The 591-nt window shown below is 41.3% G+C and carries 1 protein-coding gene; it reads left to right on the top strand.

Features of this window, described 5'->3' with window-relative positions; all coding sequences use genetic code 11:
- The coding region (locus tag ACNPNW_RS05430; protein ID WP_448766663.1) for a hypothetical protein at window positions 1-370 on the top strand (370 nt) is incomplete at its 5' end.
- Between the last annotated feature and the right edge of the window lie 221 nt (window positions 371-591).

The following is a 591-nucleotide window of genomic DNA, read 5'->3' as shown; positions in this document are numbered from 1 at the left end:
ACTGAGCTATGCCAAGCTTTCCCCACTGCAAGATAACCTGGTACGTCTCAAATCCTTGAATGCGAATACACTGGAAAATGTAGACTCATTCAGTAAATTGCTTACACCGCGATATAAAAGCGTCCTTGAACATCATCAAATTGCAATGGAGTACCATGTGCCTGTGATCCGTACTGCATTGGTCGAGTTCTGCATGGTTCCAGCAAGTTATAAACCTTCTGTCCGTAATCGTGCTCTGTTCGCTGGTGTTCATCATCTGGTTGTTCATCGCTATTTGAATCAAGCTATTCACGCCATTGTGATTGACTTACAAGACGAGCATGCAGCAGCTGCTAAACGCATTTCTTTTCAGCTCTCAAAAACTAACTAAAATTTGTATTTGACACTGAAACAGATTTAAGTTAGTTTTCTCCATAATGAATAACTGTATCTAGCAAGTAATTGAATTTAGCGCTGTAACTTCCCTAAGAGCCGAAAGGCTCTTTTTTTATGGCTGTATGTCTGGCGTGGGGCTGGGCATACAGTTTTTTTTAAAGGAATTGGTTCAATGGGGCAATTAGTTCAAATCCAGGTGAAGCTGACTACACGTCG

This window comes from Acinetobacter endophylla (assembly GCF_053543775.1).
Note: the sequence above shows the minus strand (reverse complement) of the source record. Positions and strands in the feature narration are given on the sequence as shown.